We start from the raw sequence: 21,182 nt of genomic DNA, 5'->3' as shown, positions 1-21,182 counted from the left end.
CGCCGCCCGCACTGCGCCGCCCAAGCGCCGGGAGCTGCCGGTGCCGCCCCTGCCGGAGGCCGACTGCACAGCGGAGGCGCCCCGACTCACCATTTCCGTGACCCGGCTGGAGCAGCTCTCCCCCACCCTGCTGGAGCTGGGCTGCCCGGCCCGGGTCTATATCCCGCTGGAAGAGGTCCCTCGGCTGGAATCTCTCCCGGGAGAAGGCCCGGAATGGTGCGCCGTTCTGCCCCGGGTCTGGCGGGACCGGGACGAGCCTGCGCTCCGCACCTTGCTGGAGCGGGCCCGGGCTCTGGGCTTTACCGGTGTTCTGATCGGAAATCTGGGCCATCTGCCCCTGGTGCGGGGCCTGAACTTCCATCTCTACGGCGATTACGGCCTGAATGTGTTCAATTCCCGGTCCCTGGCCTATCTGAAGGACAAGGAGCTGGAGAGCGCCTGCGTGTCCTTTGAGCTGCGGTTCGCCCAGATCCGGGATCTGAAAAAGGTGCTGCGGGCGGAGGCCATTGTCTACGGCCGCCTGCCCCTGATGATTACGGAGAACTGCCTGGTGCAGAACGAGACCGGCTGCCGCCTGGACCGGCAGGGCCCTTGTGTCCCGGAGGACGGCCCCTGCCGCTGCGGCCAGCCCAATGTTCTGGTCGACCGCACCGGCGCCGCTTTTCCCCTGCTGCCCGCCTACGGCCACCGGACGGAAATCCAGAACAGCAAGCCGCTGTATCTGGCGGACCGGCCGGAGCACCGCAGGCTGGGACTGGCCTATGCCCGTCTCCGCTTCACCACGGAGACAGCGGAGGAGTGCGTGTCCGTCGTGCAAAACTATCTGGATGCCGCGCCCGCCGCGGGGGATTTCACCCGGGGGCTTTACGAACGGGGAGTTGAATAATCAAATGGCAGCCTGGATAGATACCCGCTGGTTTTGGACCCTTTTGATCCTTACCCTCTGCGGAGAGTTTCTGCTTCCCTGCCTGCTGGCCCGGAAGGATCCAGCCTATCGGCCTGGAACCATGGCGGTCAGCGTTCTGGGCAGAAGGGGCGGTCCCGTGGCCCGGGTCTACCGCCTGTGGCTGGCGTGGCTGGGGATATGGCTTTTGACCACTGCCGCCGTCTACGCCGTCGGCGCGGCGCCGGCCTCCCGGTGGCTGGCGGCGGGATTGGCCGTGTCCCTGGGCGGCTTCGCCCTGGGCGCCGGTATCCTGGCCGCCCTGTTTCCCACCGGGCTCACCAAAGATCTGTCGGATCCCTCTGCCCTGATCCACGGCATTGCCTCTGCCCTGGGCTTTTTCGCCCTGCTGTTCCTACCCCTCTGGCGGGCGCTGCTGGCGCTGGAGACAGACTCCCCGGTTATGGCGTGGGCCTGCTTTGCCGCCCTGGGGCTGGCGCTGGTATTCTTCACGCTGTTTGTCCTCTCGGACAAAGACCGCTTCCAGGGCACGGCTGTGGCCCGTGAGGGTCTTTGGGAACAGCTCTGCCTGGCGGCCATGTATGTTCCCTTGTTGCTGGATGCAATCGTCCACCTGATTTCCGCCCCCTGAGCTGTACAGCCCTCCGCACGGAACCTTACACTGATAAAAGCAGGGATGCATCTGTCCGCCCATCAGCGGGACTTGTCTCCTGCATCCAATGGGGTTAACCGCCTGACAGCATCATATTTCCTATACAATTCATAAATTTTATTTTATATTATACAAACCGTATTTATTTTGGAGTTTGACATGGAAGAGATCAAGGTAAAATATTTCACAGATGACATCGACGAGCTGTGCTACGTGGAGGGCAAGTCCGACTGGATCGACCTACATGCGGCGGAAACCGTGACTATGAAGGCCGGGGAGTTCCGGCTGATCCCCTTGGGGGTGGCCATCGCCCTGCCGGAGGGGTATGAAGCCCACATCGTCCCCCGCAGCTCCACCTTTAAGAATTACGGCATTCTGCAGACCAACTCCATGGGCGTGGTAGACTACACCTACCGGGGCGACGGTGACCAGTGGCGGATGCCCGCCTACGCCACCCGGGATGTGACCATTGAGAAAAACGCCCGGATCTGCCAGTTCCGCATCATGAAAAACCAGCCCCGGCTGACCTTCACCAAAGTGGAGCATCTGGACGGTCCCGACCGGGGCGGCTTCGGCTCCACCGGAAAGTGAGGGCGCGGCCATGGCAAAGATCGTACTGGCCTCCGGCTCTCCCCGGCGGCAGGAGCTGCTCCAGCGCATCGGCATCACGGACTTTGACATCCGGGTGCCTCAGACAGAGGAGACCTATCCCGCCGGCCTCTCCCCCCGGGAGACGGTGGAGTACATCTCCCGGGAGAAGTCCGACGCGGCCGCCGCTCTCTGCACACCGGAGGAAATCATCATCACTGCCGACACCATGGTGTTTCTGGACGACCAGCGTCTCGGCAAGCCTGTGGACGAGGCGGACGCCCTGCGGATGCTGACGGCCCTCCAGGGCCGCCGCCACACGGTATGCACCGGCGTCACCGTCCGCCGGGGCGGCGAGATCCTGACGGAGAGCGCGTCCACCGACGTGTATTTCCGCCCTGCCGCGGAGGCGGAGCTCCGGGGCTACATCCGCACCGGCGAGCCCATGGACAAAGCCGGGGCCTACGGCGTCCAGGGGCTGGGTGCCCTTCTGGTGGAGCGGCTGGACGGTGACTTTTTCAACGTGATGGGTCTGCCGGTCCTGCGCTTGAGCCGGATGCTGGAGCGGTTCGGCGTCCATTTCTTCTGCTGACCAACGATCAGGAGGGTTTCCTTTGAAGAAATTTTTTCGGGAACACGGCATCTGGGTCCTGTTCGCCACGGCGGTGATCGCCGTGAGCCTGTCCCTCATGTCCTTTTTCTCCAACACCTCCTCTCCCCTGTCCAATCTGGCGGGGATCATCGCCTCCCCCTTCCGGTCGGCCTACACCGCTGTGACAGGCTGGATCACAGACAAGCAGAACTACTATCAGGACGTCACCGCCCTGGAGGAGGAGAACGCCGCCCTGCGGCGGGAAAACGCCATCCTCAAGGCTCAGAACCGCCTGGCTCAGACCAACAATGAGGAAAACGCCCGCCTGCGGGATCTGCTGAACCTGCGGCCCCAGAACTATGACCTGGAGCTGGAGACGGCCTCCGTCACGGAGCGCACGGTCACCAACTGGACCTCCTCCCTGACACTGAACATCGGCACGGATCACGGCGTCGAAGTGAACGACTGCGTCATCGACGAGACGTATGCCCTGGTGGGTGTGGTCAGCGAAGTGGGACTCAACTGGTGCACGGTCCTCACCATCGTGGACACGGACACCTCCCTGGGCGCCCAGGTGTTCCGCACCAAGGACCTGGGGCTGGCGGTGGGCGACTTCTCCCTGATGCGGGAGAACCGCCTGCGGCTGGACTATCTGCCCGCGGACTGTCAGCTGCTGGGCGGCGATCTGGTGGTCACCTCCGGCCTGGGCGGGTATTATCCCTCCGGCCTCTCTGTCGGCACAGTGGAGGAGGTGCAGCTCAGCGACTCCGGCGCCGCCTCCTACGCGGTGCTGGAACCCGCCGCCGACTTTGACAGTCTGGTGGAGGTCTTCGTCATCAAATCCTTTGACATCCAGACCTGATGGGACGGATGTCCCCACCTGTTCGGAAAGGAGGCTCCGGCATTGCTGGCGCGGAATGAGACCATTTTCAAATGGGCCCTGTATGCCGGGGCCACGGCAGTATTCTTCCTGCTCCAGGGGGCGGTGCTCCAGCGGATCACCCTCTGGGGCGTCATTCCCTTTGTGTTCCCCATCCTGGTGGCGGTCCTGGGTATGTATGAGGGTCCCCTCCCCGCCTCCGTCTACGCCCTGACGGTGGGAGTGCTGTGCGACCTGCTGCTGCCGGCGTCCATCCCCTGCTTTTACACCCTGATCTTTCCCGCGGCGGGGCTATGCGCGGCGCTGATCTCCCAGAGCCTGCTGCCGGCGGGCTTTCTCTGTGGGGTGGTCACCTCCGTGCTCTCCTTCCTCCTCACAGACGCCTTTCACTGTGTCGTGCTGTGGGCCGGGGGGAAAGCCGCCTGGGCTGCGGGGGCCCAGGTCTTCCTGCGGGAGGTCTGCGTCTCCATCCTGCTGGTGGTCCCGGTGGTGTTGCTGTTCTCTGCCGTGTTCCGCCGCACCCACCTGGATGACTGAGAAGGAGGCTGTCTATGGACCATAAGGAAGCCCATCATCTGCGCCTGTATGTTCTGGCAGCCCTGTTTTTCATTGTGGCTGCGGTCTACATCGGGGTCCTGTACGACACGCAGGTGAACAATTACGACTATTACTACGCCAGCTCCGTCCGCAGCATCGCCCGGTCGGAGACCGTGGAGGCCGCCCGGGGCAACATTACCGACCGAAACGGCAAGGTGCTGGTGTCCAGCCGCTCCTCCTACAACCTGACCTTTGACGCCTCCCTGCTGGAGAAGGACGAAGATGCCAACGAGTCCCTCCTGCGGCTGCTGCAGCTGTGTCAGAGCCGGGGGATCAACTGGGTGGATTCTCTGCCCATCTCCCGCTCCGCCCCCTTCGCCTACACCATCGACTCCCTGGACAGCGCGGCCAGGAGCCGCTTTCTCACCTATCTGAAGGATCTGGACGAGGCCGCGAACGCCCTGGCCGCCTATCTGCTGGAGCATCCTGCCCTGCTGGAGACCACGGACGAGGAGGGCAACAGGGAAAACCCCGCCGACGACATCCTGGCGGATGAGGAGCTGGATCAGGCCGGCAAGGCCCAGGCCCTGCTGGAGGAGCTGACCTCCAGTCAGCTGACCGGCGCCATGCTGGAAGGGTCCGGTCTCTCCGCCACGCGGCTGATCGCCCTGATGCGGAAGGATTTCGGCCTCTCCGCCTCTTTTTCCGTGGAGGAGGCCCGGCTGGTGCTGGGCGTCCAGTACGAGATCCGCAGCCGAAATCTCGCCAGAACGGACGCCTATGTGCTGGCGGAGGATATCGACGCGGAGCTGATCTCCCTGCTGAACGACGGCGACTACGCCGGAGCCAAGATCACCCCCTCCTCCGTGCGGGAGTACGAGACGACCTACGGGGCGCATATCCTGGGGTATCTCGGAAAAATCAACGACAGTGCGGAAAAGGAGGCCCTGGGCGAGGGATATAACTGGAACGACTATGTGGGCAAGGACGGCGTGGAGGCGGCCTTTGAATCCCATCTCAAGGGCACCGACGGCACCCGGGTGGTCTCCCTGAACGAGGACGGCAAGATCACCGGCGAGTATTACTCCAAGGAGCCGGTGCCCGGCAACACTGTGGAGCTGACCATCGACCTGGACCTCCAGCAGGCGGCGGAGGACGCCCTGGCCGCCACCATCACCCGGATGACCGGGGAGGATGGGGATGAGACCCGGGGCGGCGCCGTGGCGGTGGTACAGGTGGGCACGGGGGAAGTTCTGGCCCTGGCCTCTTATCCCACCTATGATCTCTCCACATTCCGACAGAGCAGCATCTACGCGGCTCTCTACAATGACCCTGCCCGCCCCTTCACAAACCGCGCCACCAACGGGACGTACGTCCCCGGCTCCACCATCAAGCCCCTGACGGCCGTGGCCGCGCTGGAGAAGGGGATCATTACTCCCACCCAGGAGATCTACTCTCCCAGCCGGTGGGTCTATCCCAACGACCCCACCCACAGCGGCGCCAACTGCGCCGGCGGCAACCACGGTCTCATCAATGTGACGGAGGCCATCACCAAGTCCTGCAACTACTTCTTCGCGGAGATGGGATACCGAATGGGCATGGACACCTTCCGGGAGTATCTGCAGGCCTTCGGCCTGGGAGAGCACACCGGCATTGAGATTGGTGATTACGCCGGTACCTTGCCCAGCAATGAGGCGGGCCACGACCAGACCCCCTGGGCCACCTTCGGCCAGGCCAACCAGCTCTACTCGCCCCTCCAGCTTGCCAACTACATCGCCACACTGGCCTCCGGCGGACAGCACTGCAAGGCCCACCTGCTGAAGGCCGTGAAGTCCTATGACAATACGGAGGTCCTGGCTGTGGGCGACACGGCGCCCACCAACGTGGTCTCCATGCAGGATTCCACGCTAGAGGCGGTGAAAAAGGGCATGCTGGGCTACACCCAGCCCGGCGGCTCTGTTTACAATGCCTTCCGGAACTGTGTGGTCACTGCCGGCGCCAAGACCGGCACCTCCGAGCTGGGCGGCAACCAGACCGAAAACGGCGTCTTCGTTTGCTTCGCCCCTTATGACGATCCGGAGATCGCCGTGGCCATCGTCATTGAGCACGCCACCTGGGGCTCCAATCTGGCCACCACGGGCGTGGATATTCTCAACGCTTACTTTACCGCCGACGAGACCGGCAGTGCCGTCACCGGCGAAAACCAACTGCTTCCGTAAGGAGACGCATCCCCATGAGCGAACCCTTTGTCTTTGATCCCCGCTGCGACCTGTGCAAGGAGCCCTTCGGCGCCGTCCCCTGCGGAACGGCGGTCACCTTTCACTGCCGCCCCCTGGCCACGGAGGGCTTTTCCCACTGCGCACTGGTCCTCTCCTGTGAGTTTTCCGGGACGCAGCGGGAGCAGGAACTACCCCTGGAGGGCCCCGCAGGCGAGCGGCTTTGCTTTTCCGCCACACTGACCGCGCCGGAGCTGCCCGATCTTCTCTGGTATCACTTCCGCTTCTGGCGGGAGGACGGCACCGGCTGTCTGCTGGACAAGACCGGCTACCGCAGTGACGGACAGGCCGTGTCCTGGCAGCTGACAGTCTACCAGGAAAGCCGTACGCCCGGCTGGTTTGGGGCAGGTGTGACATACCAAATTTTCCCAGATCGTTTCTGCCGTCTGGCACCCGTGGACCCTGCGGGTCTGGTTGGACGGCGCTGGGTCCACGAGGACTGGGATGACACGCCGGAGTGGCGGCCGGATCCGGATGGGGAGATCCGCAACCGGGACTTCTTTGGTGGCACTCTGGCGGGGATCACTTCGAAACTGGACGATTTGAAGGCCCTTGGTGTCACCACGCTGTACCTCTGCCCCATTTTCGAGTCTGCCTCCAACCACCGTTATAACACAGCGGACTATACCCGCATCGACCCCATGCTGGGCACGGAGGCCGATTTCCGCGCTCTCTGCGCCCAGGCCCGACAGCGGGGGATGCGGGTGATTTTGGACGGCGTGTTCAACCACACCGGATCCCAGAGCATGTACTTCAATGCCGACGGCTATTACCCCACCCTGGGTGCAGCCCAGAGCCAGGATTCTCCCTGGTACAGCTGGTACCGGTTCCACCACTGGCCGGATTCCTACGACTCCTGGTGGGGCATCCGCACTCTGCCAGCGGTGGAGGAGTCCTCTCCCTCTTATGTGGATTTCATCATTGACGCCAAGGACTCCATTATCCGCCGGTGGCTGCGTGCCGGAGCTTCCGGCTGGCGGCTGGATGTGGCGGATGAGCTGCCGGACTGGTTTCTGGAGAAGATCCGCGCCGCCATGGAGGAGACGGCCCCTGACAGCGTCCTGATCGGCGAGGTGTGGGAGGACGGCTCCAATAAGATCGCCTACTCCCAGCGGCGGCGGTATCTGCTGGGCAGTGAGACCCACGGGCTGATGAACTACCCCTTCCGCACGGCGCTGCTGGCCTATGTCTCCGGCGGGGATGCCGATGACTTTCGGGAGGCCATGGAGACCCTGCGGGAGAACTATCCTCCGGCGGCCTTTTACTCCGCCATGAACTTTTTGGGCACCCACGATACCCCCCGCATCCTGACGCTGCTGGGTGCGGACCGAACGCCGGACACCAAGGCGGAGCGGGCCTCCTACCGGCTTTTGCCCCGGGAGCGGGCAGCGGGCATCGCCAAGCTGCGGCTGGCGGCGCTGGTGCTGTTCACCTTCCCCGGCTCTCCCATGATCTATTACGGGGATGAGGCCGGGATGGAGGGCTTTGAGGACCCTCTGAATCGGGGAACCTACCCCTGGGGCCGGGAAGACCGGGACCTGCTGGCGTGGTTCACCCGGCTGGGTGCCCTGCGGAATGCGTATCCAGCCCTGCAGTCCGGCACCATCTCCTGGCTCTACACCGCAGGTCCTTTGTTGATTTTTGCCCGGCAGAACGGTGACCAGCGGCTGACCACAGCCGTCAACGCCTCACCGGACTCCCACACTGTCACACTGCTGTGGGAAGGCGCTGGCCCCACTGATCTCCTCACCGGAGATACTCTTCCCTGTTCCGGCGGTGTTCTGCACTTGCAGCTGCCGCCCTGGGGCTGCCGTCTTTTGCTGTGACCGGCTGCGGATGTTTCACGTGAAACATCCGCGGCTCTTTTTCTGCCGTTTGTTTCACGTGAAACATTTTCTCTTCCTTTTCTCTGCTTTTCCGCTTTTCTCCTTGCAACGGCCGTCCACGCTTGCTATAATAAATGAGCATAAGCATTTCTACCTTATTGGGTATTTTCAGAAAGTAGGTGCCCACGTGGCAAAAACCATTGCGATTGTGAATCAAAAAGGCGGCGTGGGGAAAACAACCACCTGTGTGAATCTCGCCGCGGCCTTGACGGAGGCCGGGCAGCGCATCCTCCTGTGTGATTTTGATCCTCAGGCCAATTCCACTTCTGGAATGGGCGTGGACAAGACGGTCTCCAAGGGAATCTACGATGCCCTGATCGGCGAAGTGCCGGTGGAGGCCGCCCTGGTGCACACCAAATACGGCGATGTTCTCCCCTCCAACAAGGCGCTGGCCGGCGCCGGGATCGAACTGATCGGCATGGAGCGCCGGGAATTCCTTCTGCGGGACGCGCTGGACAAGGTAAAAGATCGCTACGACTTCCTGTTCATCGACTGCCCCCCCTCTCTGGAACTGCTGACGCTGAACGCCCTCTGCGCCGCGGACGCCATCCTGGTGCCGGTGCAGGGCGAATACTACGCTCTGGAGGGCCTCAGTGACCTGATGAACACGGTGCGGATCGTCCGCAGGTCCCTGAATCCCCGGCTGGAACTGGACGGCGTGCTGCTGACCATGTTTGACGGGCGGACCAATTTGGCCTTGCAGGTGGCGGAGGAAGTGAAGCACTACTTCCCCGGCAAGGTCTATGCCACTGTGATCCCCCGGAACGTGCGCCTCAGCGAGGCGCCCAGCCACGGCAAGCCCATCACCGCCTATGATCGGACCTCCCGGGGCGCGGAGGCCTACACCGCCTTTGCGGCGGAGTTTCTGAAAAAGCAAAGCGCCTGATTCTCTGGAAAGGAGCGTTCCCATGGCATCCAAGAAACCCTCCGGCCTCGGCCGGGGTCTCGGCGCCCTGCTGGGCGACGACGTATTGAAGGCGGAGAGCACCGGCAGCCTGTACCTGCCCATTTCCCAGGTGGAAAGCTGTTCCTCCCAGCCCCGCAAGCACTTTGACGAGGCATCCCTGGCAGAACTGGCCGACTCCATCCGAGAGCACGGTATCATCCAGCCTCTTACCGTCCGGAAGCTGGCCTCCGGCTACTATCAGATCATCGCTGGAGAGCGGCGCTGGCGGGCTGCGCGGCTGGCGGGCCTTCAGGAAGTGCCCGTCATTGTCATGGAGGCCGATGACCGCAAGGCCGCCGAGCTGGCCATGATCGAAAACCTCCAGCGGGAGGATCTGAACCCCATAGAGGAAGCCGCTGGCTTCCAGTCCCTGATGGAAACGTATCACATGACCCAGGAGGAGGCCGCGTCCCGAGTGGGCAAATCCCGCAGCGCCGTGGCCAACGCGCTGCGGCTGCTGTCCCTGACGCCGCCGGTGGCCAAGCTGGTGGAGGAGGGAAAGCTCTCCGCCGGTCACGCCCGGGCGCTGCTGCCCCTCTCCCCCGCCCTGCAGGAAAACGCCGCTGGCGCCGTGATCTCCGGCGGCCTCTCTGTCCGCCAGACGGAGGCCCTGGCCAAGCGGCTGAGTCTGGAAAAGCCGGAAAAAGCCCCCGCGCCGAAGGGAATCGACTATGCCGCGGAGGCGCAGAAGGAGTTGAGCTCCAAGCTGGGCCGGGGGGTGCGGATCGTCACCGGCCGCAAAAAGGGCCGGATTGAGCTGGAATACTACGGCATCGACGACCTCAACGACCTGCTGGAGGCCCTGGCGATGCTCCGGGCAAAGCAAACGAAAACCCCCTGATTGGGAAAGGATGATCTGCCATGAAATTTGAAAAGCGCAGCGGAGACGAAGCGGAGACACCCTCCTCTGCTCCGGAGGAAACGCCCTCCACCGGGAAAAAACCCGTTGTCATCTATATCATGATCCTGTTCATCGTGGCCTTTCTGCTGATGGCGCTGTCCTTTCTAATGCACCAGCGGAGCAACTCCGAGGTGCTTGGGGAACTTCAGGACTCTGTCACTGCCATGCAGGAGGTACAGGCCACGCAGGACGCCCTGCTGGACCTGCAAAACCAGCTGGATGAAGCCCAGACCACCATCGACGCGCTGGAGTCCTCCGCAGAGGAAACTGACGCCGCCTTGGCGGAGGCCCAGCGGGAGAACCAGGCACTGCTGGCTCTGTACACCATTCAGCAGCAGTATTCTGCGGGAGATCTGGCGGGCTGTCAAGCCAGCATCGACGCCTTCGAGGCGTCTGAATACCGGGACGCACTGCCTGAGACTGCTGAGGAGGGTGTCACCCCTCCCTCCCAGCGGTATGCGCAGCTGAAGGAAGCAGCAGAGGCCCGTTGAGCAGTCAACGGCTGGCCATTGTTTCACGTGAAACATGCAACATCAATAAATTGAGGAGAGAATCATCATGCTGGATATCAAATTTATCCGGGAGAATCCGGATGCCGTCCGTGAAAATATCAAAAAGAAGTTTCAGGATGCCAAGCTTCCCCTGGTAGACGAAGTCCTGGACCTGGACTCCAAGCGCCGGGCCGCCATTGCGGAGGCGGATCAGCTCCGCTCCAACCGAAACACACTCAGCAAGCAGATCGGCATGCTGATGGGCCAGGCCAAAAAGGACCCCGCCAAGCTGGCGGAGGCCGAGGCTGTCAAGCAGCAGGTGAAGGAACAGGCGGACCGCTTGGCAGAGCTGGAGAAACAGGAGACGGAGCTGGAGGAAAAGCTCCATCACAATATGCTGCTGATCCCCCAGATGATCGATTCCTCCGTGCCCATCGGCAAGGATGACAGCGAAAATGTAGAGGTCCAGCGGTTCGGAGCATGTGAAGTCCCCGACTTCCCCATTCCCTACCACGTGGATATCATGGAGTCCTTCAACGGCATCGACCTGGATGCCGCCGGGCGAGTCTCCGGCAGCGGCTTTTACTACCTGCTGGGCGACATTGCCCGGCTCCATGAGGCGGTGCTGGCCTACGGCCGGGACTTCATGATCGACAAGGGCTTCACCTACTGCATCCCCCCCTTCATGATCCACGGCAACGTGGTGGAGGGCGTTATGAGCCAGACAGACATGGACGGCATGATGTACAAGATCGAAGGGGAGGACCTGTACCTGATCGGCACCAGCGAGCACTCCATGATCGGCCGGTTCATTGACCAGATCCTGCCGGCTGAGAGCCTGCCCCAGACCCTTACCTCCTACTCCCCCTGTTTCCGCAAGGAGAAAGGTGCCCACGGCATCGAGGAGCGTGGCATCTACCGCATCCACCAGTTTGAAAAGCAGGAGATGATCGTAGTCTGTAAGCCCGAGGAGTCCAAGGACTGGTATGAGAAGCTGTGGCGGATGTCCGTGGAGCTGTTCCGCTCTCTGGATATTCCGGTGCGGCAGCTGGAGTGCTGCTCCGGCGACCTGGCAGATCTAAAGGTCAAGTCCTGCGATATCGAGGCCTGGTCTCCCCGCCAGCAGAAGTTCTTTGAGGTGTGCTCCTGCTCCAATCTGGGGGACGCCCAGGCCCGCCGTCTGCGCATCCGCTATAAGGATGAAAATGGCAAAATGCAGCTGTGCCACACCCTGAATAACACCTGCGTGGCCCCGCCCCGGATGCTGATCGCCTTCCTGGAGAACAACCTCCAGGCCGACGGCACTGTCCGCATCCCCCAGGTCCTGCGGCCCTATATGGGCGGCAAGGAATTGCTGGTCCCCGCAAAAAAATCCAATTTGTAATTTTTTGTTTTATTTATACAAATCGTTGAACCCGTTTCCAGCCGTTGGAGCGGCGCGCAGCCCTGCTCCGGATCATTCGGTGCCCCTCCAGCGGCTCCATTCGGGTCAAATCTCTGAAAGCCTTGGGCTCCAATGGTTACAGTATACGTACACAGGTGCCCATTCATTTCACACAGGAGAGTCCCATGACTGAACTTACCAAAAAGACCACCGGCTTCCTGGCGGAGTTTCGCCAATTCATTGCCAGAGGAAATGTGCTGGATATGGCGGTGGGCGTCATCATCGGCGGCGCCTTCGGCAAAATTTCCACCTCCCTGGTCAACGATATCCTGATGCCCCTGCTCTCCCTGCTCACCGGCGGCGCGGACTTCTCCCAATGGCAATGGGTCCTGCGGGAGGCGGTGTATGACGCCGGCGGCAACGAAGTGCGCGCCGCTGTTGCCATCAATTACGGCTCTTTTCTCTCCACTATTCTGGACTTCCTCATCATCGCCTTTGCGGTCTTCTGCCTCATCAAAGCTATCAACCGCTTCCACCGAAAGAAGGAGGCCGCTCCTCCTCCCCCGCCCCAGCCCTCGCAGGAGGAAGTGCTGCTGGCGGAGATCCGAGACCTGCTGAAGGAGAGGACATGATGGAACAGCGCCTGCAATCGGGTCTTGCCGCCCTGAACCTCCCTGTGGAGGGAATCCCTGCTCTGGTCCGGTATGGGGATCTGCTGATCGAGACCAACAAGGTGATGAACCTCACCGCCATTACGGACCCGGAGGATGTGGCCACTCTCCACTTTTTGGACAGCGCCGCCCTGCTGACCCTGGAGTCCTTTTCCGGAAAGTCCGTGGTGGACGTCGGCACCGGTGCCGGTTTTCCCGGTCTGCCCCTGCGGGTGCTGGAGCCCTCCATCCGCCTGACGCTGCTGGACTCCCTGAACAAGCGCATCCAGTTCCTGGAGACGGTGTGCCGGGAGCTGGACCTCCCCGATGTAGCCTGCGTCCACGCCCGGGCGGAGGAATTTGCCGCGGAGCACCGGGAAATCTTCGATTTAGCGGTCTCCCGGGCAGTGGCGGCCCTGCCGGTGCTGTGTGAGCTGTGCCTGCCGCTGGTAAAGCCCGGCGGGAAGTTCCTGGCCATGAAATCCGTGGAGTCAGACGCGGAGCTGGCCGCCGCACAGCACGCCATTGCGATCCTGGGCGGCGCCGTGGAGGCGGTCCGGGACTATGCCATCCCCGGTACAGATGTGCGCCACCGGCTGATCGTGGTGGAAAAAGTGAAAAAAACTCCGGAAAAATATCCGAGAATGTTTGCAAAAATCAAGAAGAATCCCTTATAATACATTTGTGAGCAGTTGAAAGGAAGTGCCGCCTGATGACGTCTCCAGGACAGTGCATTGCCGTCGCATCCGGAAAGGGCGGCACCGGAAAGACCTCCTTTACGGCGGGTGTAGGCGCGGCTCTCGCCCTATCTGGCCGGCGGGTGCTGTGCCTGGACTGCGACATCGGTCTGCGGAATCTGGATCTGGCCCTGGGCCTGTCGGACCGGACGCTGATGGACTTCTCAGACGTGGCGCAGAACCGCTGTTCCCTGGAACTGGCCGCTGTGGAACACCCCAAGATCCCCGGCCTTTTCCTGCTGACCGCGCCGGCGCGTCCCCATGGTCGCCCGGTGACGGAGATCCAGATGGCAGATCTGCTGCGGGAGGTACGCAGGCGGTTTGACTTCTGTCTGCTGGACGCACCTGCGGGCCTGGGGCGGGGCTTTCAGCTGGCCACCTGCGCCGCGGACCGCTGCGTGGTGGTGACCACTGCGGACGCCTCCTCCCTGCGGGACGCCCAGCACACCGTCATGGAGCTGGATCGCTTCCCATCAGGCGCCCTGCACCTGGTGGTGAATCGGGTGCGCAAAAAGCTGCTGCGCCAGCTCCACGCCACCATTGACGATGCCATCGACAAGGCCGGCCTGCCGCTGCTGGGAGTGGTCCCCGAGGATGACGCCCTGCCGCTGTGTATGAACCGGGGTGTGCCCATCCTGCTGGCGGACGGCCAGAGCGCCGCGACTGCCTACCGCAACATTGCGAAACGCCTCCAGGGGGAACGGGTCCCCCTGCTGCGGATCAGATAGAGAAAGGAGTCTTTCATGAACATCGCCCTCATGTCCCACGACAACAAGAAGGAGCTGATGGTGCAGTTCTGCACCGCCTACGCCGGCATCCTGTCCCACCACAACATTTACGCCACCAACACCACTGGCCACATGGTGGCCGACGCCACGGGCCTGAATGTCCACTGCTTCCTGTCCTACGCCCACGGCGGCAGCCAGCAGATCGGCGCCCGGATCGCATACAACGAATTCGACCTGGTACTCTTCTTCAACGACCCCAACAACGAGGCTATGGTGGGAGATGTTTCCTATATCTCCCGGCTGTGCGACCAGAACAACATCCCCTTTGCCAGCAATCTGGCCACGGCGGAGGCGCTGGTGCTGGGTCTGGCCCGGGGCGATTTGGACTGGCGCTGCATCGTCAATCCCTCCAACCGTCCCATCGCTTGACATTTTTCCCCAAAGCGCATACAATCACCCTGTTGATTCATTTGCACCGCGCGGATGCCGCAGCAGTACTCCAATCGCCGGCCCCACAGAGAGGGGCGCACCGCTGAGAGCGGCCCGGCCGGCCTGGACGAAGGACAGCGGCGGAGCGGGGGCGGAGACGCCCACGGCACCCTCCCCGTAGCACAGGAGGCAAAAAGGAGGCTCTATAGGCCTTGAATTTGGGTGGCACCACGAAGCGGAATCGCTCTCGTCCCAAAGCCGCGGGACGGGAGCGTTTTATCATTTTGCGCCCGCGGTGCATCCCGGGCAGCGACCCGCATCCCACGAAAAAGGAGTTTTGACGATGGCTAAAATGACCCCACGGACACTGTCCGGCTTTATGGAACTGCTGCCCGGACCACAGCAGCAGATGGAGCGGATCATGGAGATCCTCCGCCGTACCTATTCCCTCTATGGCTTTACCCCCCTGGACACCCCGGTGATCGAGTCCAGCGAGGTACTGCTGGCCAAGGGCGGCGGCGAGACGGAGAAGCAGATCTACCGCTTCCAGAAGGGCGACGCGGATCTGGCACTCCGGTTCGACCTGACGGTCCCCCTGGCAAAGTATGTGGCCCTCCACTACAACGACCTGACCTTCCCTTTCCGCCGGTATCAGATCGGCAAGGTGTACCGGGGTGAGCGGGCCCAACGGGGCCGCTTCCGGGAGTTCTATCAGGCGGACATCGACATCATCGGAGATGGCAGGCTCTCCATCATCAATGAGGCGGAGATCCCCGCCATCATCTACAAGACCTTCTCCACCCTGGGACTGAAGCGGTTCCAGATCCGGGTGAACAACCGGAAGATCCTCAACGGCTTCTACGCCATGCTGGGCCTGACGGAGAAATCCGGCGACATCATGCGCACCGTAGACAAGCTGGACAAAATCGGGCCGGAAAAGGTGAAGGCCATCCTCACCGGCGACCTCACCGTGGCTCCGTCCGACGCCGACGAGATCCTGAAGTTTATCGCCATCTCCGGCGGAAACGACGCCGTTCTCTCCGCTTTGGAGGGCTACCGGGGCCGGAACGAAATCTTCGACCAGGGTCTTGAGGAACTGAACACGGTGGTCCGGTATCTGGCGGACTTCGGCGTCCCGGCGGAGAATTTCGCCGTGGACCTGACCATCGCCCGGGGCCTGGACTACTACACCGGCACCGTCTACGAGACTACCTTGCTGGATCACCCTGAGATCGGCTCCGTCTGTTCCGGCGGCCGGTACGACAATCTGGCGGAGTATTACACGGACCGCCAGCTTCCCGGCGCGGGCATCTCCATCGGCCTGACCCGGCTGTTCTATGTGCTGGGAGAACAGGGTATGCTGAATCCGGACCTGCCCACCGCTCCGGCAGATGTGCTGATCCTGCCCATGACGGAGGACCTGTCCGCTGCCATCTCCCTGGCCACCCTGCTGCGGGAAAACGGCATCCGCGCCCAGCTCCACTGCGAGGAAAAGAAATTCAAGCAGAAAATCGCCTATGCCGACAAGCTGGGCATCCCCTATGTGATCTTTCTGGGGGAGGACGAGATCAGCTCCGGCGTGGTGGCCTGCAAGGACATGGCCACCGGCGAGCAGACAAAGCTGGAACCCGCCGCCACCGTCTACCGCATTAAGGCGGGTCTCGCGGAACGGGAAAAGGGCACCGTCATCCAGGAGTAATTCCCTGCCCCACAGAGATACTTTAACGCCGAATTTCACCTGCGGAGACAACCAAATCGCATCTCAAGCAGTCCAAGCAGAAATATTTTCTATAAAAAATACAAGCAGTATTTACTAGAGGTGTTTCTATGAAGAACCGGAAGCGTGTCTGGGTGCCTTTGTTGGTCCTGCTGCTGGTTGCCGCGATCTGGTACAGCCGTCCGGTAACATTGCCGGACCTGCTGAAGGGCCAGGAACTCCAAGAGATCAACGTCCTGATCCGCTCCCTGGGGGACTGGACCCAGGAGCCAGAGACCGCCACGGTGTCGGTGCCCCTCACTTCCCCAGAGGGGGCGGCCCTGCTGGAACAGCTCCAAGACCTCTCCTTCTGCCGTTCTCTGACAGACCCTCTAATCAAGCCCCTTGCTCAGGCGGTGAATGCCAGCCATGGGTCCGTCTCCTATGAGGCGGGAGACTGGATGTTCTCCCTCTCCCTCGCCGGTACAGATGGCGATTTTGCTGTGCTGAACTTTACCGTCCGGGAGTGGTCCTATGCTGCTCCGGGACAGGCGGACTTCTACGGCTGCACCGTCCCGGACGGAGAGGCCGTTGGCAGGGGCCTTGGGGAACAGCTCTGGGCTCTGACAGCGAAATATGATCCCAATTCGTAATATTTTTTATATAAATTTCTATTTGTAATCACATTTCCACACAGAAAGGAATCCACAATCATGACACAGAATCGCACCCATACCTGCGGAGAGCTGCGGCTCTCCGACGCCGGCAAGGCCGTAAAGATTTGCGGCTGGCTGGAAAACCTCCGGGAGGTAGGCAGTGAGCTGGCCTTCGCCGTGGTCCGGGACTTCTACGGCACCACTCAGGTGGTGGCGGAGACCGCCGACATGGTGGCCCTGCTGAAGTCCATCAATAAGGAATCCACCATCTCCGTGGAGGGCACCGTCCGGGAGCGGGACAGCAAGAACGCCAAGCTGCCCACCGGCGAGATCGAGGTGGTGCCCGGCAAAATTGAGGTGCTGGGCCGCTGCCAGCACAACGAGCTGCCCTTCCCCATCAACCGCAGCCGGGAGGCCGACGAGGCCACCCGCCTGAAGTACCGCTATCTGGACCTGCGGAACCCGGCGGTGAAGAACAACATCATCCTCCGGTGCCAGGTAGTGGCCGCCCTGCGGCAGGCCATGACAGAGCATGGCTTCCTGGAGATCACCACCCCTATCCTGACCGCCTCCTCCCCGGAGGGTGCCCGGGACTATCTGGTGCCCGCCCGGAACCACCCCGGCAAGTTCTACGCCCTGCCCCAGGCGCCCCAGCAGTTCAAGCAACTGCTGATGACCTCCGGCTTTGACCGGTACTTCCAGATCGCCCCCTGCTTCCGGGACGAGGACGCCCGGGCGGACCGCTCCCCCGGTGAGTTTTACCAGCTGGACATGGAGATGGCCTTTGCCTCTCAGGATGACGTATTCGCCGTGCTGGAGGACGTGCTGCCCCCCATCTTTGCCAAGTACGGCAAATACGACCGGGCCAGCTCCGCGCCCTTCATGCGTATCCCTTACACCGAGGCCATGGAGAAGTATGGCTCCGACAAGCCGGACCTGCGCATCGACCTGACGGTGCAGGACGTCACCGACCTGCTGGGCGCCTGCGGCTTCGGCCCCTTCGAGGGCAACGTGGTGAAGGCCGTGGTGGTCAGCGATTTCCACGAGACCCGGAAATTCATCGACAAGACCCTGGCGGATGTGGAGGTGGTCTCCGGCGGCAAGCCCTACTGGTTCCGCCTGGACGAAAACGGCGAAATCGTGGGCGGCATCGCCAAGTTTGTCCAGCCCATCAAGGAGTCTGTGGTCTCTGCCCTGGGTCTGAAGCCCAACGACTTCTTGGCCCTGTCCGCCGGCAAGCTGGGCGCTGCCCAAAAGACCGCCGGCACGCTGGTAAAGACTCTGGGCGCCGCCGTCCCCGGTCACATGGACCGTGAGCAGTACGCCTTCTGCTGGATTGTGGACTTCCCCATGTACGAGATCGGCGAGGAATCCGGCGAGCTGGAGTTCTGCCACAACCCCTTCTCCATGCCCTCCGGCGGGCTGGAGGTCCTGCTGAAGGCGGAGCGGGGCGAGATCGATCCCCTCAGCATCACCGCCGACCAGTATGACCTAGTGTGCAACGGCGTGGAGCTCAGCTCCGGCGCGGTCCGGAATCATGACCCGGAGATCATGATTAAGGCCTTTGAGATGGTCCGGCTGGGCGAGGAGGACGTAAAGGCCAAGTTCCCCGCCATGTACAACGCCTTCACCTACGGCGCGCCGCCCCATGCGGGCATTGCCCCCGGCGTGGATCGCATGGTGATGCTGCTGGCCGGGGAGGACTCCATTCGGGAGATCATCCCCTTCCCCATGAACAAAAACGCCCAGGACGTGATGATGAGCGCCCCCAGCGAGGTCACGCAGAAACAATTGGACGAGCTGCACATCGCCATCGTCAAGCCCCAGGACTGACCTGTAAATCCGGAATAAAAAAGAGACGGACCGCATTTCTGCGTTCCGCCTCTTTTTTTCCACTTTCCGGCATCATCCCACGCATACCACCTTCATGACTCCGGAGGTCAAAGCCTGTCAAACCGCTGGCCCTGGGTATTGCACCAGAAATGGTCCTCCGCCAGACCGGAGACGTAATAGGTCAGCGGCCCGGAGAAATCGCCGGATTCGTGGATATCTATCTCCAACGACGGACACCAGCCCATGCCGCCGCGGTCCCGCAGCCGGGCAGAAAAGGCCGTTTCCCCATAGTAGTCCAGGTAGGGGATTACCACCCGACAGGTGCCGCTCTGGAAGATCAGCAGCTCCTGCAAGGTGCTGTCACACCAGATGCCGTCAAACGCAGCCAAATCCGCAGGCCAGGCAGAGGGCTCCTCCTGCCAGAGCGTGGTCTCCGTCCCCAGAAGCCTGGTGAAAAAGGGGGACAGGGACCGGACCGCCGCCCGGTAGGTCTCTTCTCCCAGCTCCGGCGCCTCACCTGCTTTCCGCAGGCTGTCCGCCCTATCCAGAACCGCTGCAAATGCCACTGCGGAGGCTGCCGGTTCCGCCTCCATCTCCTCCAAAAGGGCCAGGACCACGTCCTCCTCCAGGATCGTCTGTCCAGAGCCCGCCCAGTCCAGCAGGGTCCGTGCCGCCGTCTCCGGTGTCTCCTCCAGCACTTGTACAGCCACCGTCTCCCAGGTGGTCTCCGAGACCGTCCCCTCCCCCTGGGGACTCCCCAGCAGGGCGATCATTGCCATCAGTAGAGCCGCCATCCGCATGTTGTCACACGCTCCCTTCTATTTTTGCCAGCATACCACGGGGTCCGTTTGGATTCCACCACAAATCAGTAACAGTCTTTTCTTTCGGGCCTGGATGTGATACACTTCATATCATCACTCCACAGCAGAAAGGAGCTCTTATGAAACGACTTTTTACAATTCTGCTGGCTGTCCTCTCCCTGTTGAGCCTGACTGCCTGCGGCGGCTCCCCCACAGAGGAGACTTCCCAGGAACCCTTAGTGGACATTCAGCCCCAGGAGCCGGAGGCGCCCCCGGAACCCACACCGGAGGAACTGGCCGCCCAGGAGGTGGAGGACCTGCTTGCCTCCCTGACCCTGGAGGAAAAGGTCGGCCAGCTGTTCTTTGTCCGGGTACCCGACACAGACGCGGTCTCCGACGTGAGCACCTATCATCTGGGCGGCTACATCCTCTTCGGCCGGGATACGGCGGACAAAACTGCCGATGCTTTGATCCAGACCATTCAGAGCTATCAGGACGCCGCGGCTGTGGACACCGGAATCCCGCTGCTGATCGGCGTGGACGAGGAGGGCGGCACGGTGGTGCGGGTCAGCTCCAATCCCCATCTGCGGGCCTCCAAGTTCCCCTCTCCTCAGAAAGCTTATGCCTCCGGCGGCATGGAGGCCGTGCTGGCAGATACCCGAGAGAAGGACCTCCTTCTCTCCGCCCTGGGCTTCAACGTGAACCTGTCCCCGGTGGCAGATGTGTCCACCAACCCCGCCGACTTTATGTATGACCGCACCTTCGGCCAGGATGCGGCCGCCACAGCGGACTATGTGGCCCAGGTGGTCTCGCAGATGGCGGAAGACGGTATGGGCAGCGTCCTCAAGCACTTCCCCGGCTATGGGAACAATGTGGATACCCACACCGGTATCGCCGTGGACCAGCGACCGCTGGAGTCCTTCACGTCCTCCGACTTCCTCCCCTTCCAGGCGGGTATGGAGAGCGGCGGCGGAAAGACCGCTGTGCTGGTCTCCCACAATATCATGACTGCTGTGGATGGAGATCTCCCCGCCTCCCTGTCCCCGAAGGTCCACGGCCTGCTGCGGACGGACCTGGGCTTTGACGGCGTGGTGATGACCGATGATCTGGCCATGGAGGCAGTTGCAGCGTACAGCGCCGACGGGGCCGTGGCGGTGATGGCCCTGGAGGCGGGAAACGATCTCGTCATCACCACCGACTACCGCACCCAGATCCCCAAGGTCCTGGAGGCGCTGGAAAGCGGCGCCCTGTCCGAGGAGACCATCGACACCGCCTGCCGCCGGGTGCTGACCTGGAAGCAGAATCTGGGGCTGCTGTAACATACCTCCCGGTCCCATCCCCTGACGAAAGGAAGTTTTCCACATGGAAACGGAAAAACTCTATTACCAAGATCCCTACCTCACCGCCTTCACCGCCCGGGTGCTCTCCTGTGAAAAATCCAAATCTGGCTGGGCCGTAGTGCTGGACCGCACCGCCTTCTACCCGGAGGGGGGCGGACAGCCGGAGGACCACGGCACTCTGGGCGCAGTCCAGGTCACGGATGTCCATGAAACAAAGGGCGTGATTTTCCACACCTGTGACGGCCCTGTGGAGATCGGCACCCAAGTGGCGGGGGG

22 protein-coding genes are annotated in these 21,182 nt (G+C 62.2%); 21 read left to right on the top strand and 1 reads right to left on the bottom strand.

Translation table 11 applies throughout. The features are described 5' to 3' along the window. From HMPREF1546_RS12535 to aspS, 19 genes are all read left to right on the top strand, one after another. Positions 1-886 (top strand): U32 family peptidase (locus HMPREF1546_RS12535; RefSeq protein WP_021751999.1); only part of this gene is annotated, 886 nt, incomplete at its 5' end. A gap of 4 nt (positions 887-890) precedes the next feature. Next, the gene (locus HMPREF1546_RS12530; protein ID WP_021751183.1) at positions 891-1,535 is read left to right on the top strand and encodes a DUF998 domain-containing protein; all 645 of its coding nucleotides are present in this window, start codon (positions 891-893) and stop codon (positions 1,533-1,535) included. Between the two features lie 180 nt (positions 1,536-1,715). Further along, positions 1,716-2,147, top strand: a complete 432-nt coding sequence (locus HMPREF1546_RS12525; protein WP_021751182.1) for a dUTP diphosphatase — start codon at positions 1,716-1,718, stop codon at positions 2,145-2,147. Positions 2,148-2,157: 10 nt separating this feature from the next. Further along, positions 2,158-2,736, top strand: a complete 579-nt coding sequence (locus HMPREF1546_RS12520; RefSeq protein WP_021751181.1) for a nucleoside triphosphate pyrophosphatase — start codon at positions 2,158-2,160, stop codon at positions 2,734-2,736. Between the two features lie 22 nt (positions 2,737-2,758). Continuing rightward, positions 2,759-3,598: a rod shape-determining protein MreC gene (gene mreC / locus HMPREF1546_RS12515; RefSeq protein ID WP_021751180.1), complete on the top strand. Its 840-nt coding sequence runs from the start codon at positions 2,759-2,761 to the stop codon at positions 3,596-3,598. Positions 3,599-3,640: 42 nt separating this feature from the next. Then, positions 3,641-4,153, top strand: a complete 513-nt coding sequence (locus tag HMPREF1546_RS12510) for a hypothetical protein (RefSeq protein ID WP_021751179.1) — start codon at positions 3,641-3,643, stop codon at positions 4,151-4,153. A 14-nt stretch (positions 4,154-4,167) separates the two neighbouring features. Continuing rightward, positions 4,168-6,372 carry a penicillin-binding transpeptidase domain-containing protein gene (locus HMPREF1546_RS12505; protein ID WP_021751178.1) on the top strand — a complete coding sequence of 735 codons (2,205 nt, stop codon included), beginning with the start codon at positions 4,168-4,170 and terminating at the stop codon, positions 6,370-6,372. Between the two features lie 14 nt (positions 6,373-6,386). Further along, complete coding sequence (locus HMPREF1546_RS12500; protein ID WP_021751177.1) at positions 6,387-8,255, top strand: glycoside hydrolase family 13 protein; 1,869 nt, start codon at positions 6,387-6,389, stop codon at positions 8,253-8,255. Between the two features lie 187 nt (positions 8,256-8,442). After that, a complete protein-coding gene (locus tag HMPREF1546_RS12495; RefSeq protein ID WP_036636898.1) occupies positions 8,443-9,201 on the top strand; it encodes a ParA family protein in 759 nt (252 codons plus the stop codon). A 22-nt stretch (positions 9,202-9,223) separates the two neighbouring features. Beyond that, entirely contained in the window at positions 9,224-10,102 is an 879-nt protein-coding gene (locus tag HMPREF1546_RS12490; protein ID WP_021751175.1) for a ParB/RepB/Spo0J family partition protein, read from the top strand. 20 nt (positions 10,103-10,122) lie between these two features. Beyond that, the gene (locus tag HMPREF1546_RS12485; RefSeq protein WP_021751174.1) at positions 10,123-10,653 is read left to right on the top strand and encodes a hypothetical protein; all 531 of its coding nucleotides are present in this window, start codon (positions 10,123-10,125) and stop codon (positions 10,651-10,653) included. A 67-nt stretch (positions 10,654-10,720) separates the two neighbouring features. Next, entirely contained in the window at positions 10,721-12,037 is a 1,317-nt protein-coding gene (gene serS, locus HMPREF1546_RS12480) for a serine--tRNA ligase (RefSeq protein WP_021751173.1), read from the top strand. Positions 12,038-12,222: 185 nt separating this feature from the next. Further along, on the top strand, positions 12,223-12,669 hold the full coding sequence (mscL, locus tag HMPREF1546_RS12475; protein WP_021751171.1) for a large-conductance mechanosensitive channel protein MscL: 447 nt from the start codon (positions 12,223-12,225) through the stop codon (positions 12,667-12,669). Continuing rightward, positions 12,669-13,364 carry a 16S rRNA (guanine(527)-N(7))-methyltransferase RsmG gene (gene rsmG, locus HMPREF1546_RS12470; protein WP_036631218.1) on the top strand — a complete coding sequence of 232 codons (696 nt, stop codon included), beginning with the start codon at positions 12,669-12,671 and terminating at the stop codon, positions 13,362-13,364. The genes mscL and rsmG overlap by 1 nt, the downstream gene beginning before the upstream one ends. A gap of 35 nt (positions 13,365-13,399) precedes the next feature. Beyond that, positions 13,400-14,152, top strand: coding sequence for a septum site-determining protein MinD (gene minD / locus HMPREF1546_RS12465; RefSeq protein WP_021751169.1), 753 nt, complete (start codon positions 13,400-13,402; stop codon positions 14,150-14,152). Between the two features lie 15 nt (positions 14,153-14,167). Next, a complete protein-coding gene (locus HMPREF1546_RS12460; protein ID WP_021751168.1) occupies positions 14,168-14,581 on the top strand; it encodes a methylglyoxal synthase in 414 nt (137 codons plus the stop codon). 343 nt (positions 14,582-14,924) lie between these two features. Then, on the top strand, positions 14,925-16,280 hold the full coding sequence (gene hisS / locus HMPREF1546_RS12455; RefSeq protein WP_021751166.1) for a histidine--tRNA ligase: 1,356 nt from the start codon (positions 14,925-14,927) through the stop codon (positions 16,278-16,280). Positions 16,281-16,408: 128 nt separating this feature from the next. Beyond that, the gene (locus tag HMPREF1546_RS12450; protein WP_021751165.1) at positions 16,409-16,930 is read left to right on the top strand and encodes a hypothetical protein; all 522 of its coding nucleotides are present in this window, start codon (positions 16,409-16,411) and stop codon (positions 16,928-16,930) included. A gap of 60 nt (positions 16,931-16,990) precedes the next feature. Next, on the top strand, positions 16,991-18,766 hold the full coding sequence (gene aspS, locus HMPREF1546_RS12445) for an aspartate--tRNA ligase (protein WP_021751164.1): 1,776 nt from the start codon (positions 16,991-16,993) through the stop codon (positions 18,764-18,766). 107 nt (positions 18,767-18,873) lie between these two features. Here aspS and HMPREF1546_RS12440 read toward each other — a convergent pair whose 3' ends face one another. Then, a complete protein-coding gene (locus tag HMPREF1546_RS12440) occupies positions 18,874-19,545 on the bottom strand; it encodes a hypothetical protein (protein WP_147629934.1) in 672 nt (223 codons plus the stop codon). A gap of 161 nt (positions 19,546-19,706) precedes the next feature. Here HMPREF1546_RS12440 and HMPREF1546_RS12435 point away from each other — a divergent pair, with 161 nt between their 5' ends. Then, positions 19,707-20,885, top strand: coding sequence for a glycoside hydrolase family 3 N-terminal domain-containing protein (locus HMPREF1546_RS12435; protein WP_021751161.1), 1,179 nt, complete (start codon positions 19,707-19,709; stop codon positions 20,883-20,885). Positions 20,886-20,928: 43 nt separating this feature from the next. Beyond that, the coding region (locus HMPREF1546_RS12430) for an alanine--tRNA ligase-related protein (RefSeq protein WP_021751160.1) at positions 20,929-21,182 on the top strand (254 nt) is incomplete at its 3' end.

The sequence above is a fragment of the Oscillibacter sp. KLE 1745 genome, assembly GCF_000469445.2.
GTDB classification, from domain to species: domain Bacteria; phylum Bacillota; class Clostridia; order Oscillospirales; family Oscillospiraceae; genus Oscillibacter; species Oscillibacter welbionis.
Note: the sequence above shows the minus strand (reverse complement) of the source record. Positions and strands in the feature narration are given on the sequence as shown.

Excerpts from the sequence above, each read along its gene's own strand:
- HMPREF1546_RS12440 (WP_147629934.1), bottom strand. The coding sequence starts at position 19,545 with ATGGCAATGATCGCCCTGCTGGGGAGTCCCCAGGGGGAGGGGACGGTC.
- HMPREF1546_RS12485 (WP_021751174.1), top strand. The coding sequence starts at position 10,123 with ATGAAATTTGAAAAGCGCAGCGGAGACGAAGCGGAGACACCCTCCTCT.
- HMPREF1546_RS12520 (WP_021751181.1), top strand. The coding sequence starts at position 2,158 with ATGGCAAAGATCGTACTGGCCTCCGGCTCTCCCCGGCGGCAGGAGCTG.
- HMPREF1546_RS12500 (WP_021751177.1), top strand. The coding sequence starts at position 6,387 with ATGAGCGAACCCTTTGTCTTTGATCCCCGCTGCGACCTGTGCAAGGAG.
- HMPREF1546_RS12490 (WP_021751175.1), top strand. The coding sequence starts at position 9,224 with ATGGCATCCAAGAAACCCTCCGGCCTCGGCCGGGGTCTCGGCGCCCTG.
- minD (WP_021751169.1), top strand. The coding sequence starts at position 13,400 with ATGACGTCTCCAGGACAGTGCATTGCCGTCGCATCCGGAAAGGGCGGC.
- hisS (WP_021751166.1), top strand. The coding sequence starts at position 14,925 with ATGGCTAAAATGACCCCACGGACACTGTCCGGCTTTATGGAACTGCTG.
- serS (WP_021751173.1), top strand. The coding sequence starts at position 10,721 with ATGCTGGATATCAAATTTATCCGGGAGAATCCGGATGCCGTCCGTGAA.
- HMPREF1546_RS12530 (WP_021751183.1), top strand. The coding sequence starts at position 891 with ATGGCAGCCTGGATAGATACCCGCTGGTTTTGGACCCTTTTGATCCTT.
- HMPREF1546_RS12450 (WP_021751165.1), top strand. The coding sequence starts at position 16,409 with ATGAAGAACCGGAAGCGTGTCTGGGTGCCTTTGTTGGTCCTGCTGCTG.
- HMPREF1546_RS12525 (WP_021751182.1), top strand. The coding sequence starts at position 1,716 with ATGGAAGAGATCAAGGTAAAATATTTCACAGATGACATCGACGAGCTG.
- HMPREF1546_RS12460 (WP_021751168.1), top strand. The coding sequence starts at position 14,168 with ATGAACATCGCCCTCATGTCCCACGACAACAAGAAGGAGCTGATGGTG.
- mscL (WP_021751171.1), top strand. The coding sequence starts at position 12,223 with ATGACTGAACTTACCAAAAAGACCACCGGCTTCCTGGCGGAGTTTCGC.
- aspS (WP_021751164.1), top strand. The coding sequence starts at position 16,991 with ATGACACAGAATCGCACCCATACCTGCGGAGAGCTGCGGCTCTCCGAC.
- rsmG (WP_036631218.1), top strand. The coding sequence starts at position 12,669 with ATGGAACAGCGCCTGCAATCGGGTCTTGCCGCCCTGAACCTCCCTGTG.
- HMPREF1546_RS12505 (WP_021751178.1), top strand. The coding sequence starts at position 4,168 with ATGGACCATAAGGAAGCCCATCATCTGCGCCTGTATGTTCTGGCAGCC.
- HMPREF1546_RS12435 (WP_021751161.1), top strand. The coding sequence starts at position 19,707 with ATGAAACGACTTTTTACAATTCTGCTGGCTGTCCTCTCCCTGTTGAGC.